Raw genomic sequence first — 15,979 nt, forward strand, 5'->3', positions numbered from 1 at the left:
GAATGATTTTGACGCGGATGTTTGATCCACAACCAACTGTAGTTATCCACAGGCTACTTGGTGTTTCTGTGGACAACTCCCTGCCATGTCAGCCCTCTTCGTCAAGATCGACTGGGGGGCGTCGATTTGACGTGAGCGCGTCCAACCCCCTTGCCCGCACCTCCCGTTCAGCCGCCAGCACGAAGAAATCCGCCGCCCGTTCCTCCCCAACCAGCCTCTCCACAGCCCGCATCGTCTCCTCCGGCACGGACACGGAACGTGACGCCGGCGGGCTCTGCGGCGGCTCTTCCGCACCCAGGTGCTGTCGCAGGTGCCGTACCGCCAACAACCGCATCGCACGCGCGAGTTCCGCGTCGATGGTCTGCTGGGCGAGCGGCCGCAACCGTCGTACGAGTGAGGCCGCCTCTGCCGCGTCCGCGTCGGTCGGATGCTGCGGTCCCGCCAGGTAGCGGGCGAAGACATGCTCGGTGGTGAACTCCAGGAAACGGGCCGCGATGTGCTCGACCTGGCCCCTCAACTCCCGCAGATGGCCTGAGATCGCGGAGAGCGGCACCCCGGCCGCGTGCAACTCGACTGCCACGGCGAGCTCTTGGGGACTCGGCACGAGGAAGAAGTCCTCGTCGCCGGGGACCGGCTCCAGTACGCCGAGTTCCACGGCGTCGGCGACCGCCGCTTCGTCGGGGGAGCCGCCGAAGCGTTCTTCGAGCTCGGCGCGGGAGATCCGCAGGGTCTCCTCGTCGGTCCACGGGCCGTCGACCTCGGCGACCAGTCCGAGGACCCCGCCGAGGCCCCGGCCGGAGTCGTAGGCCTCCAGGAGCTCCTTGATGGAGGCCAGGGTGTATCCGCGGTCCAGAAGGCCGGCGATCCGGCGCAGCCGGGCCAGATGGGTGTCCGTGTAGATGTTGGCCCGGCCACGGCGTTCGGGACGGGGGAGCAGGCCGCGGTCCTGGTAGGCGCGGATGGTGCGGACGGTGGTGCCGCTGAGATGGGCGAGGTCCTCGATGCGGTAGGCGGCTTCGCGGCCGCCGTCACTCACACGGTCATCGCCGTTCACGCGGCGGCCCTCGCCGTCACCGGCTGCTTCAGGTGCCCGGGCGTCCGGCTCAACGCCCCTTGCCCCGTGGGGTGGTGGAACCATCGGGAGCGCGGCCACGCGCGCGTGGGCATGGGAGCGTCGAGCGGTGAACGATCGCTGAGCGGCTGCTCGAAGAGGGCGGCCGCATGAACGGCGGTGACCTGGGCCGCGGTGGGTGCGGCGGGGATCCGGCGCGGAGTGGTCTCGTCGCTCACAGCGGGGGCTCCAGCCGTGCGATCGCCCTGAGTGCCTTCGGCGCCCACCGCGCCAACGCGTGCGCGCCCCGTGCCTCGGGTGTGACCGGGACGACGGCCTGGTTGCGTACGACGGCTCTGAGGATGGCGTCGGCGACCTTCTCGGGCGGGTAGTTCCGCAGCCCGTAGAGGCGGGCCGTGCGCTTCTGGCGGCGCTTCTCCTCGTCGGCGTCGACGCCCGCGAAGCGCGCGGTGGAGGTGATGTTGGTGTTGACGAAGCCGGGACAGATCGCCGAGACACCGATTCCCTGCCCCGCCAGTTCCGCGCGCAGGCTCGCGCTGAGCATGAGGACGGCCGCCTTGGAGGTGCCGTAGGCGGACAGGGCTTTGGAGGGCTGGTAGGCGGCCGCCGAGGCGGTGTTGACGATGTGGCCGCCCTGTCCGCGCTCGGCCATCTGGCGGCCGAAGAGCCGGCAGCCGTGGATGACCCCCCACAGGTTGACGTCGAGGACCTTCTTCCAGTCCTCGGTGGTGGTGTCGAAGAAGGAGCCGCCCAGGCCGATCCCGGCGTTGTTCACCAGGACGTCCACCACGCCGTACTCGGTGGCGACCTTGGCGGCGAGTTTCTCCATGGCCTGCTCGTCGGAGACGTCCACTGTCTCCGCCCACGCGGAGGGCGCGCCGATCAGCCGGGACAGTTCGGCGGTGCGGGCCGCTGCCTCGGCGTCCCGGTCGACGGCCACCACGCGCGCGCCGGCCTCGGCGAAGGCGAATGCCGTGGCCCGCCCGATGCCGCTGCCCGCGCCGGTGACCAGGACGAGCTGTCCGCCGAAGCGGTCGGCGTGTTTCCCGGTCGCCCGCACAGCGGTCCGGCCTCCTTCGACGGACGTCACGAAGTCCGTGATCCACGCCGACAGCTGGTCCGGGCGGGAGCGGGGGATCCAGTGCTTGGCGGGGAGGGTGTGCCGGGTCAGCTGCGGCGCCCAGCGGCCGAGGTCGTCGTAGAGCCTCTCGGAGAGGAAGGCGTCGCCCAGGGGCGTGATGAGCTGCACGGGCGCGTGCGCGTACGCGTCGGTGCGCGGGTGGCGCAGCCGGGGCCGGACGTTGTCCCGGTACAGCCAGGTGCCGTGGGCGGCGTCTCTGGGCAGTGAGGGGGTCGGGTAGCCGTCGGCGGGGATCTTCTCGACGCGCTCCAGGACGCGGGGCCAGACCTTGCCGAGTGGACCGCGCCAGGCCAGTTCGGGCAGGCCGGGGGTGTGCAGCAGGTACACGTACCAGGACTTGGCGCCCTGGCCGAGGACCTGGCCGATCCGGCGCGGGGTGGGGCGCTTGAGGCGTTCCGCGATCCAGTGGCCGAAGTGGTCGAGGGACGGGCCGGACATCGAGGTGAAGGAGGCGATGCGGCCCTCGGTGCGCCGGACGGTGACGAACTCCCAGGCCTGGACCGAACCCCAGTCGTGGCCGACCAGGTGCACGGGGCGGTCGGGGCTGACCGCGTCCACGACGGCCAGGAAGTCGTCCGTCAGCTTCTCCAGGGTGAATCCGCCGCGCAGTGGCTTCGGGGCCGTCGAGCGGCCGTGGCCGCGGACGTCGTAGAGGACCACGTGGAAGCGGTCGGCGAGGCGGGCGGCCACGTGCGACCAGACCTCCTTGCTGTCCGGGTAGCCGTGTACGAGAACCACGGTGGGCCGCGCCGGGTCCCCCAGTTCGGCCACGCACAGTTCGATGCCGCCGGTGCGTACCCGGCGCTCCCGCGCGCCTTCCAGCAAGGTCACTTCTCCTCCGCCCAGCGCCGCACGTGCGGCAGGTCGTCGTCGAGCCAGAAAGCGCTCTGCTCCGGGTCCTGGGAGTCGGTGACGACCAGGATCTCCTCGAACTTGGCGCCCGTGCCGCGGAATCCGAGGTGGGGTTCGACCGCCCACAGGCCCGGCTGCGGCGGGTGGTCGGAGAAGCGGTACGGCGACCAGAGGGGCGACCAGCCCTCGCGGTGGCCGTGCAGGGCGTCGGCGGCCAGGCCCCTCAGGGACTGGGTGCCGAACCCGAAGACGTGCGGCGACCAGCGGCGCTGCTTGACCTGGCCGACCTTGTGGGCGATCACGCCGAAGGGGTACGCGCGGTGCCGGTTGGTGTAGCCCTGGCGGACCATGAGGCGGTCCACGTCCTCGTAGATCTCACGCAGTGACCGCCGCTCGCGGACCTCGCGCAGGACCAGTTCGCGGTGTGCCTTCAGGTCGGCCCTCAGCCGGTCCTGGACGGGGTTGGTCCCGAGCGCGCCGGAGTAGCCGATGTCCGCGGTGAAGCCCTGGTACACCGGGGCCATGTCCAGGATGAACGGCATCCCGGGCTCCAGGCGGCGGTCGGTGGGGAAGAACTGGAGCGGGACGCGGAAGCCGGTGAACGCCGTGCGGTCCCCGAACCAGGCGAAGGGCAGGTGGAACCAGTCCCGTACACCGCGCTCGCGCAGCCACTCGCGCTGCATCCGGGCGGCCTGCCGCTCGGTCACGCCGGGCTCCAGACGGGCCGCGACCGCCTCCGCGCACTCGTACGCGAGCCGCTGGACCTGCCTGAATCCCCGCAACCGCGTGGAGAGCCCGCTGTTCACTGCCGTCGTCATGCCACCCGTCCCCCGTCGACCGCGGTACGCGTCCGTAACCTGACACCGGTGAATGTGACAGTCGTCGGAGGCGGCGTCAACAGGGCCGGTCGGGCTGTGGACAACCCCGCAGATGTGGAAAACGTGACCGAGGAGTTCGACCTCAGGGTGACCCCTAGGTGCCCGTACCTCTGGAGTCTGATGCCGATGCAGCTCTGCGGGGTGACGACCTGAGTGGTCCGCGTCACTACCGTCTATGACGTGACTGTGATCGCGACCGAAAGCCTGAGCAAGCGGTTCCCCCGGGTGACCGCGCTTGACCGGCTCTCCTTGGACGTCGGACCCGGTGTGACCGGACTCGTCGGAGCCAACGGAGCCGGCAAGTCCACCATGATCAAGATCCTGTTGGGTCTGTCCCCCGCCACCGAGGGCCGTGCCGAAGTGCTCGGCCTCGATGTCGCGACCAAGGGTGCCGCCATCCGCGAGCGGGTCGGCTACATGCCGGAGCACGACTGCCTGCCGCCGGACGTCTCGGCGACCGAGTTCGTCGTGCACATGGCCCGCATGTCCGGCCTGCCGCCCACCGCCGCGCGCGAGCGCACCGCGGACACCCTGCGCCACGTCGGTCTGTACGAGGAGCGCTACCGCCCCATCGGCGGCTACTCGACCGGCATGAAGCAGCGCGTGAAGCTGGCGCAGGCGCTGGTCCACGACCCGCAGCTGGTCTTCCTGGACGAGCCGACCAACGGCCTCGACCCGGTCGGCCGCGACGACATGCTGGGCCTGATCCGCCGCATCCACACCGACTTCGGCATCTCGGTCCTGGTCACCTCCCACCTGCTGGGAGAGCTGGAGCGCACCTGCGACCACGTCATCGTCATCGACGGCGGCAAGCTGCTTCGCTCCAGTTCCACCACCGACTTCACCCAGATGACGACGACCCTCGCGGTCGAGGTCACCGACACCGACGAGCACCCGGACGGCACCCGCGCGGTGCGCGAGGCGCTCCACGCGCGCGGGGTGGAGATCCTCGACTCCCCGAGCGGCCTGCCGGGTGCCGGCCACGTCCTGCTGCTGACCGCACAGGGCGAGGAGACCTACGACGTCGTCCGGGACATCGTGGCCGACCTCGGCCTGGGCCTGGTGCGCATGGAGCAGCGCAGGCACCACATCTCGGAAGTCTTCACCAGCGACCACACAAGTGACGCCACGAGCGAAGAAGCGCAGCGGAAGGAGGCGGTCGGCCATGGCAATTGAGAACCCCGCAGCACCACCGTCGGGTGACCAGTCCCGCATCCACAACATCGGCTACCGCACCTACGACGGCCCCCGTCTCGGCCGCTCCTACGCGACCCGCTCGCTCTACTCGCAGTCCCTGCGCGGCGCCTACGGACTCGGCCGTTCGGTCAAGTCCAAGGTGCTGCCGATGCTGCTGTTCGTCGTGATGTGCGTGCCCGCGGCCATCATGGTGGCCGTCGCGGTCGCCACGAAGGCGAACGACCTGCCGGTCGACTACACGCGTTACGCGATCATCATGCAGGCCGTCATCAGCCTGTACGTCGCCTCTCAGGCACCCCAGTCCGTCTCGCGCGACCTGCGCTTCAAGACCGTGCCGCTGTACTTCTCGCGGCCCATCGAGACCGCGGACTACGTGCGCGCGAAGTACGCGGCGCTGGCCTCGGCCATGTTCGTCCTCACCGCCGCCCCGCTGATCGTGCTCTATGTGGGCGCGCTGCTGGCCAAGCTGGACTTCGCCGACCAGACCGAGGGATTCGGGCAGGGACTCGTCTCCGTGGCACTGCTCTCGCTGCTCTTCGCCGGCATCGGCCTGGTCATCGCCTCGGTCACCCCGCGCCGCGGCTTCGGCATCGCGGCCGTGATCGCCGTGATGACCATCTCCTACGGCGCGGTCTCCACCCTCCAGGCCATCGCCGACGCCCAGGACAGCACCGGCGCGATCCCGTGGATCGGCCTGTTCTCACCGGTCACGCTCATCGACGGACTCCAGTCCGCGTTCCTCGGCGCGCACTCGGCGTTCCCCGGCGAGGTGGGCCCGAGCAACGGTGAAGGGGTCGTCTACGTCCTCGCCGTCCTCGGCGTGATCGCCGCGTGCTACGGCCTCCTGCTGCGCCGCTACAAGAAGGTGGGACTGTGACCACGCTCCAGATCGACCATGTCTCCCGCTGGTTCGGCAACGTGGTCGCCGTCAACGACATCACCATGACCATCGGCCCCGGCGTCACCGGCCTGCTCGGCCCCAACGGCGCCGGAAAGTCCACCCTCATCAACATGATGGGCGGCTTCCTCGCCCCCTCCACCGGCACCGTCACCCTCGACGGACAGCAGGTGTGGCGCAACGAGGCGATCTACCGGCACATCGGCATCGTCCCCGAGCGCGAGGCGATGTACGACTTCCTCACCGGCCGCGAATTCGTCGTCGCCAACGCCGAGTTGCACGGCCTCGGCGCCAAGGCCGCGCAGAAGGCCCTGGCCACCGTCGAGATGGAGTACGCGCAGGACCGCAAGATCTCGACGTACTCCAAGGGCATGCGCCAGCGCGTGAAGATGGCGAGTGCGCTCGTCCACGACCCGTCGCTGCTCCTGCTCGACGAACCCTTCAACGGTATGGACCCGCGCCAGCGCATGCAGCTCATGGACCTGCTGCGCCGCATGGGCGACGAGGGCCGCACGGTCCTCTTCTCCTCCCACATCCTCGAAGAGGTCGAGCAACTCGCCTGGCACATCGAGGTCGTCGTCGCCGGCAGGCACGCGGCCAGCGGTGACTTCCGCCGGATCCGCCGTCTGATGACCGACCGGCCGCACCGCTACCTGGTGCGCTCCAGCGACGACCGGGCCCTCGCGGCCGCGCTCATCGCCGACCCGTCGACGTCCGGCATCGAAGTCGACCTGGCGGAGGGCGCGTTGCACATCCAGGCCATCGACTTCGCCCGCTTCACCGCGCTGCTGCCGAGGGTCGCGCGCGACCACGGCATCCGGCTGCTCACGGTCTCGCCGTCCGACGAGTCCCTCGAGTCCGTCTTCTCGTATCTCGTCGCGGCGTAGGAGGCCGAAAGATGTACGACCCCACAGTCGCCCGACTCACCTATCGGGCCCTGCTCGGCCGCCGCCGGGCCCTCATCCTGGGCGCCCTGCCCCTGCTGCTCATCGTGATCTCCGTGATCGTGCGCGCGCTGGTCGGCGCCGACGACCAGACCGCCTCCGACCTGCTGGGCGGGCTCGCGCTCGCCACGATGGTGCCGATCATCGGTGTCATCGCCGGTACCGGCGCGATCGGACCGGAGATCGACGACGGCTCGGTGGTCTACCTGCTGTCCAAGCCGCTCAAGCGCCCGACGATCATCTTCACCAAGCTGATCGTCGCGATCGCCGTCACGATGGTGTTCTCGGCGCTGCCCACCTTCATCGCGGGCCTCATCCTCAACGGCAACGGCCAGCAGATCGCCGTCGCCTACACGGTGGCCGCGCTGGTCTCCTCGATCGCCTACGCGGCGCTCTTCCTGCTGCTCGGCACGGTGTCCCGGCACGCGGTGGTCTTCGGGCTCGTCTACGCGCTGGTCTGGGAGGCCCTGTTCGGCTCCCTGGTCGCCGGGGCACGCACGCTGAGCGTTCAGCAGTGGTCGCTGGCGGTCGCCCACAAGGTCGCGGGCGGTGACCTGGTCACCTCGGACGTGGGACTGCCGACGGCCACGGTGCTGCTGGTCGCGGTGACCGTCCTGGCCACCTGGTACGCGGGACAGAAGCTGCGGTCGCTGACGCTGGCGGGCGAGGAGTAGGAAGCTCTGGGATTCCCCTGACGTGTCGCTTATTGACAGGGACCTCATCTCTGTCCCGGCACACTGGACAAAGGGGAATGTCCGGCTGCGAGTCGAAGGGAAACGGGCATGGCAGAGGACTGGGACGACCTCGTCCTGGACGAGGACTTCATACGGTCCGCCGAGACGGCCGAGCCGTCTGCCCGTGCCCGGATGCTGGCGGCACGCTGGCGCGACGACGAGCCCGAGCCACAGCCGTGGCGCTCCGACGAGCCGCCCGCCGGGTGGTTCTTCAGCAAGCGCCGACGGCGGTGGCGCCGACGTTAGCCTCGAACACGCGGCCGTATTTAATCGGTGGCGCCCAACTCGTCGGACAGGCAGAGTGGTTGTGTCCACACCGCCGGACGACCGTTCGGCGCCGCGTTCTGGGAGAGGAGCCGGGCGATGTCCATGCACGACAGTACGTCCAGCTCCCGTCAGGGCAGCTTGCGGAGGACTCCGGTGTAGTTACGCCACCGTCGAGCTCATCCGCAGGACCCTGCCCGGGGCGGCCGCTTCGAGCACGCGATGTCGCTCTCGCGTGAGGCCGCCCACCCGGAGGATTGGCCGAGTGGTAAGGCACTGGCTTGCTCTGTGTTCATCAGAAGCGAGTCATGGTCGGGCGTGAAAAGCCCGCGCACGTTCGATTCGTGCATCCTCCGCGAGACGTTGTCACTGGGACTTGGCCGGGCTTCCAGGCCGGAGCAGGCTGAGGAGCGCTCGGAGTCGCCCACGAGCCGTCCGGCCGGACAACGCCACAGGCGTCCAGCCGGACAAGCCCCACACCCCAGACCCGTCAGCCGGACCGCCCCGTAGGCGTCCGGCCGGACGAGCCCCGCACCCATCAGCCGGACCGTTCAAGAGCTGTCCGGCCGGACAACGCCAGGCGTCAGCCGGACAGGCCCCATACCCGTCAGTCGGACCGCCCGTAGGCGTCCGACCGGACAACCCCCCAGGCGTCAGGCGGACAACGCCAGCACCGTCAGCCGGACGAACCCACAGCCGTCAGCCCGGCAAACCCCACAGCCGTCAGCCGAGCAGCCGTTCCAGTACCACCGCGATGCCGTCCTCTTCGTGGGAGGACGTCACCTCGTCGGCCACGGCTTTGAGGTCGTCGTGCGCGTCCGCCATCGCGACGCCGTAGGACGCCCAGGCGAACATCGGGATGTCATTGGGCATGTCGCCGAAGGCGATCGTGTCCGAGGCCTTCAGCCCCAGGCGACGGGCCGCCAGCGACAGGCCGGTCGCCTTCGACAGCCCCAGCGGGAGCAGTTCGACGATGCCCTCGCCCGCCATCGCGACCGACACGAAGCCACCCGCGGCCCGCTGGGCAGCCTCGGCCAGTTCGTCGTCCGACAGCGTCGGATGCTGGATGTAGATCTTGCTCAGCGGCGCGGCCCACAGCTCCGCCACGTCGGTGAGCGGAATCGACGGCAGCGTTCCGGTCACGGCGTATCCCGCGCCGACCAGCACATCCCCGTCCAGCCCGTCCCGGCTCGCCGCCAGGTACAGCGGGCCGATCTCCGCCTCGATCTTCGCGAGGGCGACCCCGGCCAGTTTCCGGTCCAGGGTCAGCGAGGTCAGCAGGCGGTGCTCGCCGATGTCGTAGACCTGCGCGCCCTGCCCGCAGACCGCGAGCCCCTTGTAGCCGAGGTCGTCGAGGATGTGCCGTGTCCACGGGACCCCGCGGCCGGTCACCACGATGTGTGCCGCTCCGGCATCCGTGGCCGCCGCGAGAGCGGAACGCGTGCGCTGCGAGACCGACTCGTCGGAGCGCAGGAGCGTTCCGTCGAGGTCGGTCGCGATCAGCCGGTAGGGGAAGGTCACTTGGCGATCGGCTCCAGCAGCTCCCGGCCGCCCAGGTACGGGCGCAGCACCTCGGGCACCCGCACCGAGCCGTCGGCCAGCTGGTGGTTCTCCAGGATGGCCACGATGGTGCGCGGTACGGCACACAGCGTGCCGTTGAGGGTCGCGAGCGGCTGGACCTTCTTGCCTTCGCGCATCCGCACGGACAGGCGCCGGGCCTGGAAGCCGTCGCAGTTGGAGGCCGAGGTCAGCTCGCGGTACTTGCCCTGGGTCGGGATCCACGCCTCGCAGTCGAACTTGCGCGAGGCGGACGCGCCCAGGTCGCCCGAGGCCACGTCGATGACCTGGAAGGGCAGCTCGAGGCCGGTGAGCCACTGCTTCTCCCAGTCGAGGAGGCGCCGGTGCTCGTTCTCCGCGTCGTCAGGGTGGACGTACGAGAACATCTCGACCTTGTCGAACTGGTGCACGCGGAAGATGCCGCGGGTGTCCTTGCCGTAGGTACCGGCCTCGCGGCGGAAGCACGGCGAGAAGCCGGCGTAGCGCATCGGCAGCTTGTCGGCGTCGAGGATCTCGTCCATGTGGTACGCGGCGAGCGGGACCTCGGAGGTGCCGACCAGGTAGTAGTCGTCCTTCTCCAGGTGGTACACGTTCTCCGCGGCCTGGCCGAGGAAGCCGGTGCCCTCCATGGCGCGCGGGCGGACCAGCGCGGGGGTGAGCATCGGGGTGAAGCCGGCCTCGGTGGCCTGCGCGATCGCCGCGTTGACGAGCGCGAGTTCCAGCAGGGCGCCGACACCCGTCAGGTAGTAGAAGCGCGAGCCCGAGACCTTGGCGCCGCGTTCGACGTCGATGGCGCCGAGCGACTCGCCGAGCTCCAGGTGGTCCTTGGGCTCGAAGCCCTCGGCGCCGAAGTCGCGGATGGTGCCGTGCGTCTCCAGGACGACGAAGTCCTCCTCGCCGCCGACGGGCACGTCGGGGTGGACGAGGTTGCCGAGCTGCGACGTGAGGCGCTTGGTCTCCTCGTCGGCGTCGTTCTGCACGGCCTCGGCGTCCTTGACGTCCGCCTTGAGCTGCTCCGCCTTTTTCAGGAGCTCGGCGCGCTCCTCCGGAGTGGCCTTGGGGATGAGCTTGCCGAGCGACTTCTGCTCGGAACGCAGCTCGTCGAAGCGGACGCCGGACGACCTGCGCCGTTCGTCGGCAGACAGGAGGGCGTCGACGAGGCCGACGTCCTCTCCACGGGCGCGCTGGGACGCGCGCACTCGGTCGGGGTCCTCACGAAGCAGGCGAAGGTCAATCACGCGGCCAAGGCTACCGGTGCGGGGATACGGCCCACGACTCACTATTACCAACCATGTCGAATCATGGCTTACGTTCCGTTATGGGTGAATTGCGGAGTGTGTCAACGAAAAGCGCTTCCGCTCGCCGGGACGAAGCAGGGGCGAGGCGCCGGGTTGACTCGAATCCCTTGCGGCGAGCGGGACTTGGCGCATGGTTGTCCACAGAGATGCACACCCCTCGAAGAGTTATCCACAGGCTGTGCGGAAGATCTGTGGATTTCGAAATTGATCACTCCGAAACCCGGGGATCACGTCGAGGATTCCCGGCGCAAACCCCTCTTTACCCCTACTTTCGAGTGGAAAGAGGTCACCCCAAAGGATTGACTAAGGGAAAACAGTGGACGAAGGGTGACGTGCGCGCGTGTGGACGCAGAAGCATCCCGAGGGCCGATTTGTCGACAGGGTCGCCCTTTGTTGTCGACTTGTCCCCAGGTCGAGAAGCTGACCTGTGGATAACTCCTGTGGATAACTAAAATCTGCAGGTAGGACCGGTTACCGGACCGGTTACCGTGCGCGCCGTCGAGGCGCTAGAAGCGGCCGTCCTGGCATCGGGCGACCCAGTCCGAGGCGGCCATGAACTCCTCGTCCGAGGTGCCGGTGAGGGGTGCCCGCAGGTCTGCGACGTCCTTGTCCGCACGGGGGTACGACCCGAGGAAGCGCACCTCGCGGCAGATCCGCTTCAGTCCCATCAGGGCTTCCGCGACCCGACGGTCGGTGATGTGGCCCTCGGCGTCGATGCAGAAGCAGTAGTTGCCGATGCCCGCGCCCGTGGGCCGGGACTGGAGCAGCATGAGGTTGATGCCGCGGGTGGCGAACTCGCCCAGCAGGTCGCGCAGTCCGCCGGGGTGGTCGTCACGTTGCCACAGCACGACGGACGTCTTGTCGGCGCCGGTCGGCGCGGCGGGCCGGGCCGGGCGGCCGACCAGGACGAACCGGGTCTGCGCGTTCTCCGCGTCGTGGATCTCGGTCTCCAGCGCCTGGAGGCCGTACCGGGCGGCCGCGAACTCTCCGGCGAAGGCCGCGTCGTACTGGCCCTCCTGGACCAGGCGGGCGGCGTCCGCGTTGGAGGCGGCCGACTCCCAGTGGGCGTCGGGGAGGTGTTTCTTCAGCCAGTTGCGCACCTGCGGCTGGGCGGCAGGGTGGGCGGAGACCGTCTTGATGTCCGTGATCTTCGTGCCGGGCCTGACCAGCAGCGCGAAGGTGATCGACAGCAGGACCTCGCGGTAGATCATCAGGGGGGCGCCCGCGACCAGTTCGTCGAGGGTGGTGGTGATGCCGCCCTCGACGGAGTTCTCGATCGGCACGAACGCGGCCTCGGCCTCACCGGCGCGCACCGCGTCCAGCGCGGACTGCACCGACACGTAAGGGATCAGCTCCCGGGTCGCTGTCTCGGGAAGCGTCCGCAACGCGACTTCGGTGAAGGTGCCCTCAGGGCCGAGATACGCATAGCTCGCTGGCATGACCTCACCCTAATGGCCCTTGCGCGGCACGGCGCACATGTCTCACGACTGCCCCTCCGGTGAGTGAAACGGCGTGACCGCAAGCCGTCCGCGGACGTTCGCGCGACCGCTGCGTGCTGCGGTGACCGCCACTAGGACCGCCACTCAGGCGACCCCACCGCCGAGCCCCCACCGCCGAGACCTCACCGAGGCGGCCTCACTGAGGCAACCTCACCGAGAGGCAACCTCCCCCTCACCCCTCCAACAACCCCTGTCCCACGTACTCCCCCTCCGCCGCCCCGCCCGGCACCGCGAACAGGCCGCTCGACTCGTGGCGGATGTACTGGGAGAGCGCGTCACCGCGGTCGAGCTTGCGCTGGACAGGGACGAAGCCGCGCAGCGGGTCGGCCTGCCAGCAGACGAACAGCAGCCCGGCGTCCGGCACTCCGTCCGTGTCGATGCCGTCGTGGAACGAGAAGGGGCGGCGGAGGATCGCGGCGCCCCCGTTCTGGTCGGGCCGGGTGATCCGGGCGTGCGCGTTGATGGGGACCACCAGATCGCCGTTGGCGTCCGTCTTCTCCAGGTCCATCGGGGTCGTCTCGGTGCCCCCGGACAGGGCCGCCCCGTTCGCCTTCCGGCGCCCGATGACGGCCTCCTGCGACCCCAGAGTCAGCTTCTCCCAGTCGTTCAACAGCATCCGAATCCGTCGTACGACGGCGTAGGAGCCGTTCGCCATCCATGACGGGTCCTTCGAAGTGGACGCCGGGACGAAGATCCGCTCGTCGAAGTCGGACTCGCTCGGCTTCGGATTGCGCGTGCCGTCCAGCTGGCCCATGAGGTTGCGGGCCGTCATGGGATGGGCCGTGGCGCCCGGCGTGCGGTTGAAGCCGTTCATCTGCCAGCGGACCTTCGCCGCGCTGCCGGCGTCCTTCTGGACCGCGCGCAGGGCGTGGAAGGCGACCAGGGAGTCGTCGGCGCCGATCTGGACCCAGAGATCGCCATTGCTGCGGGCCTTGTCGATCTGGTCGGAGGAGAAGTCGGGCAACGGGTCGAGGGCGACCGGCCGCTGTTTCTCGAGACCGGTCCGGGAGAAGAAACTGTGTCCGAAGCCGAAGGTCAACGTCAGGGACGACGGTCCCGCGTCCCGGGCGACATCCGTGTCGGTGGACCCCGCGGCCTCCCCCGCCATCAGCCTCCGAGCCGTCTCCGACCAGCGTCGCAGCAGTGCGGCGGCCTCTTTGCGGCCCGCGCCCGCCGCCAGGTCGAAGGCGACGAGGTGGCCGCGGGCCTGGAGGCCCTCGGTGATGCCGGGCTGATGTTTCCCGTGAAACATCACCTCGTCACTGCCCACGGAGGTCAGCGGAGTCGCCCCGGCGGGTGCGGCGGCGTAACCCACGGCGCCGCCGGTCGCACCGAGGACGAGTCCGGTGGCCCCGGCGGTGCCGAGCAGGGTGCGCCGCGAAATGCCTCCGGTTCGCGCGGCGCCGGAGCCGGTGGCCTCGGAGGCACCGGGCTTGGCGGAACCGGCCGCAGAGGAACTGCCCGCAGCGGAACCCGCCGCAGCGGAACCGCCCGCAGCGGAACCGCCCGCAGCGGTGGCTGCCGCAGAGGCGTCTGCCGCAGTGGTGCCTGCCTGGGAGGTGCCGGTGCCTGCCGGGGACGTCCGTCCCTTGGCGGGGGCGCCCCGCTTCGAGGAGGCGCCCTCCTTGGGCGCGCCCCTCTCCCCGGAGTCGCCCTCTCCGGTGCCGGCGACGGGAATGGATTGTTCAGCCATGGTGCGGGTCAGCCGATCTGCGCGTTCTTGGAGACGGTCGTCTGGTCGATGTCGGAGGTGCGCACGGTCACGGCGACCTTCCAGTCGCCCGCCATGGGGATCTGCACACTGCTCGCCGCCCAGTGACCGGTGGTGATGTGGTCGGGGGTGACGGTCAGCGGCCCGATCTTCTTGGCCTCCAGGGTGAGGGCGACCTTGACCTCGGGGATGTCGAAGGCACGGCCGTTGGGCCGCTGGACGTAGACATGCATCTCGTTGCCGCCCACACGCGCGGGGTCGAGGTCGACCGTCACGACGCCCTTGCCGTCCGTGCCGCCGGTGTCGAAGGACATGTCCAGGGTCAGCGCCCCGGAGTCCGATCCGTCCGACGTGGACGAGGAAGAAGAGGAGGCCGCCGTCTTGGCCGCCTTGGCGTCCTCCTCGGTACGGCCGGGCTCGGTCTGCGTCAGCACGGTCGTGACCGCCAGCAGGACGACCGCGACACCCGCCTCGGCGAGCACCGAGCGGCGCAGCCCGAACCGCTGGGGATCGGCGTCCCGCGACCGCTTCTGCCGGGCGGTGTCCACGGCGGCCTGCTGCCGGGCGAGTTGAGCGGCCCGCTTGGAGCCTGCGGCCCCCTTGGAACCGTCACTTCGGGAACCGCCGCCCTTGCCCTTGCCGGTGGCCCCGGAGGCGTTCGCCGAAACCCGCTCCTTCTGCTGCGTCCGCTTCCCGCGCTGCACGGCCACGTCCGCGAGCTGCGCGGTCCATCGCCGTGAGATGAACGCGAGGCCGACGAGCAGTGCCACCAGCCCGATCTTGACGAGCAGCAGCTGTCCGTACCGGGTGTCGGTGAACGCCGACCAGGAGCCGAGCTGCCGCCAGGACTGGTAGACGCCGGTCACGACCACCGCGACCACGCTGCCGAAGGCGACCTGGGAGAACCGTCGTACGGCGGCCGACTCGATGGGGGCGTCCGAGCGGTACAGCGCGACGAGCAGCGCGGTGAGGCCGCCGAGCCAGGTGGCGACGGCCAGCAGGTGAAGGACGTCGACGGGCATCGCGATGCCCGCCTGGAGTCCGACCGAGGCGTGCTCGGCCATCGCCCAGCTTGCCGCGAGGCCGGCCGCGACGACCGTCCCGCCGATGGAGAGGCCGAAGGTGAGGTCCCGCTTCTCGTCCTCGTCGCGCTTGTCGTACGCCCCGAAGAGCACGGAGATGAACAGGGCCGCCGCCGCGAGCAGCAGCAGCCGGGAGACCAGGGCGGCGCCCGCCTTGGTCTGGAGCACGTTCCCGAGCAGGTCCAGGTCGAAGATGTCGCCGACCTTCCCGGAGCCCGTGTAGGAGCCGCGCAGCAGGAGCAGCAGCAGGGTGGCCGAGGTGATGGTGAGCCAGCCGCCGACGACGAGGCGCTGCATGGGCCGTACTCCGGCGCCGCGTCGCCAGCAGGCGAGTACGAAGGCGGCACCGCCGACCAGGACGATGAATCCGGCGTACGACATGTACCGCCCGAAGCCGTACAGCCAGCCGACGATGCCGCCGCCCGCGGTGTCCCCGGAGACGGAGACGGTCGTGGTCGAGGGGGCGCCGACGGAGAAGGTGAAGGCTCCGGCGACGGGATGGCTGTCGGCGGAGACGACCTGGTAGGTGACGGTGTACGTGCCGTCGGGCAGGCCGCTGTGGACCTTCACGCCGTACGTCGTGCCGTCCACCTCGAAGGGTTTGCCCTGCTGGACGGCCTTGCCCTTGGGGTCGAGCACGCGCAGCGAGTTGTCCGACAGGGCGACCTTCTCGGAGAAGGTCAGGGAGATCTGGTCGGGCGCCTTGTCGACCACCACCCCCTGCTCGGGGTCGCTGCCGGTGAGCGCGGCGTGCGCGGAGGCGGGTCCGGCCGTGGTGAGCAGCAGGCCGGCCGTGGCCAGGAGCAGCAGCAACAGGGTCCGGACGCGGGGGGCGATGGTCTGCGTCAAGAT

The 15,979-nt window shown here is 69.9% G+C and carries 15 protein-coding genes and 1 tRNA gene; 7 read left to right on the forward strand and 9 right to left on the reverse strand.

The annotated features are described in order from the left end of the window. Nucleotides 1–88 precede the first annotated feature (88 nt). Genes ACFYRX_RS15415 through ACFYRX_RS15430 form a run of 4 tightly spaced genes read right to left on the reverse strand, consistent with a single transcriptional unit; the run spans nt 89 to nt 3,883 of the window. On the reverse strand, nt 89–1,054 hold the full coding sequence (locus ACFYRX_RS15415) for a MerR family transcriptional regulator (RefSeq protein WP_389099696.1): 966 nt from the start codon (nt 1,052–1,054) through the stop codon (nt 89–91). Further along, nucleotides 1,051–1,290 carry a hypothetical protein gene (locus tag ACFYRX_RS15420; protein ID WP_389099698.1) on the reverse strand — a complete coding sequence of 80 codons (240 nt, stop codon included), beginning with the start codon at nt 1,288–1,290 and terminating at the stop codon, nt 1,051–1,053. The genes ACFYRX_RS15415 and ACFYRX_RS15420 overlap by 4 nt, the downstream gene beginning before the upstream one ends. Continuing rightward, nucleotides 1,287–3,044, reverse strand: coding sequence for an SDR family oxidoreductase (locus tag ACFYRX_RS15425; protein WP_389099700.1), 1,758 nt, complete (start codon nt 3,042–3,044; stop codon nt 1,287–1,289). The genes ACFYRX_RS15420 and ACFYRX_RS15425 overlap by 4 nt, the downstream gene beginning before the upstream one ends. Next, the gene (locus ACFYRX_RS15430; protein ID WP_389099702.1) at nt 3,041–3,883 is read right to left on the reverse strand and encodes a M24 family metallopeptidase; all 843 of its coding nucleotides are present in this window, start codon (nt 3,881–3,883) and stop codon (nt 3,041–3,043) included. The genes ACFYRX_RS15425 and ACFYRX_RS15430 overlap by 4 nt, the downstream gene beginning before the upstream one ends. A gap of 48 nt (nt 3,884–3,931) precedes the next feature. On the opposite strand from ACFYRX_RS15430, the gene ACFYRX_RS15435 reads away from it, so the two are divergent. From ACFYRX_RS15435 to ACFYRX_RS15465, 7 genes are all read left to right on the forward strand, one after another. Beyond that, a complete protein-coding gene (locus ACFYRX_RS15435; protein WP_389099704.1) occupies nt 3,932–4,096 on the forward strand; it encodes a hypothetical protein in 165 nt (54 codons plus the stop codon). 33 nt (nt 4,097–4,129) lie between these two features. Further along, nucleotides 4,130–5,119 carry an ABC transporter ATP-binding protein gene (locus ACFYRX_RS15440; protein WP_389100014.1) on the forward strand — a complete coding sequence of 330 codons (990 nt, stop codon included), beginning with the start codon at nt 4,130–4,132 and terminating at the stop codon, nt 5,117–5,119. Next, a complete protein-coding gene (locus ACFYRX_RS15445; RefSeq protein WP_389099706.1) occupies nt 5,109–6,017 on the forward strand; it encodes an ABC transporter permease subunit in 909 nt (302 codons plus the stop codon). The genes ACFYRX_RS15440 and ACFYRX_RS15445 overlap by 11 nt, the downstream gene beginning before the upstream one ends. Then, nucleotides 6,014–6,925 carry an ABC transporter ATP-binding protein gene (locus tag ACFYRX_RS15450; protein WP_389099708.1) on the forward strand — a complete coding sequence of 304 codons (912 nt, stop codon included), beginning with the start codon at nt 6,014–6,016 and terminating at the stop codon, nt 6,923–6,925. The genes ACFYRX_RS15445 and ACFYRX_RS15450 overlap by 4 nt, the downstream gene beginning before the upstream one ends. A gap of 11 nt (nt 6,926–6,936) precedes the next feature. Further along, entirely contained in the window at nt 6,937–7,656 is a 720-nt protein-coding gene (locus tag ACFYRX_RS15455) for an ABC transporter permease subunit (RefSeq protein WP_389099710.1), read from the forward strand. A 108-nt stretch (nt 7,657–7,764) separates the two neighbouring features. After that, nucleotides 7,765–7,962, forward strand: a complete 198-nt coding sequence (locus ACFYRX_RS15460; protein WP_389099712.1) for a hypothetical protein — start codon at nt 7,765–7,767, stop codon at nt 7,960–7,962. Nucleotides 7,963–8,231: 269 nt separating this feature from the next. Next, nucleotides 8,232–8,336, forward strand: a tRNA-OTHER gene (locus ACFYRX_RS15465). A 367-nt stretch (nt 8,337–8,703) separates the two neighbouring features. Here ACFYRX_RS15465 and ACFYRX_RS15470 read toward each other — a convergent pair. The 5 genes from ACFYRX_RS15470 to ACFYRX_RS15490 all read right to left on the reverse strand — a co-directional run bounded on the left by ACFYRX_RS15470 (nt 8,704) and on the right by ACFYRX_RS15490 (nt 15,976). Further along, on the reverse strand, nt 8,704–9,501 hold the full coding sequence (locus ACFYRX_RS15470; RefSeq protein ID WP_389099714.1) for an HAD family hydrolase: 798 nt from the start codon (nt 9,499–9,501) through the stop codon (nt 8,704–8,706). Then, complete coding sequence (serS, locus tag ACFYRX_RS15475; protein WP_389099716.1) at nt 9,498–10,775, reverse strand: serine--tRNA ligase; 1,278 nt, start codon at nt 10,773–10,775, stop codon at nt 9,498–9,500. Before serS ends, ACFYRX_RS15470 begins: the two co-directional genes overlap by 4 nt. 566 nt (nt 10,776–11,341) lie before the next feature. Next, the gene (pheA, locus tag ACFYRX_RS15480; RefSeq protein WP_389099718.1) at nt 11,342–12,274 is read right to left on the reverse strand and encodes a prephenate dehydratase; all 933 of its coding nucleotides are present in this window, start codon (nt 12,272–12,274) and stop codon (nt 11,342–11,344) included. A gap of 232 nt (nt 12,275–12,506) precedes the next feature. Beyond that, a complete protein-coding gene (gene efeB / locus ACFYRX_RS15485) occupies nt 12,507–14,027 on the reverse strand; it encodes an iron uptake transporter deferrochelatase/peroxidase subunit (protein ID WP_389099720.1) in 1,521 nt (506 codons plus the stop codon). An 8-nt stretch (nt 14,028–14,035) separates the two neighbouring features. Then, complete coding sequence (locus tag ACFYRX_RS15490) at nt 14,036–15,976, reverse strand: copper resistance CopC/CopD family protein (RefSeq protein WP_389099722.1); 1,941 nt, start codon at nt 15,974–15,976, stop codon at nt 14,036–14,038. Between the last annotated feature and the right edge of the window lie 3 nt (nt 15,977–15,979).

The organism is Streptomyces sp. NPDC005374, assembly GCF_042872225.1.
In the GTDB taxonomy this organism is placed as follows: domain Bacteria; phylum Actinomycetota; class Actinomycetes; order Streptomycetales; family Streptomycetaceae; genus Streptomyces.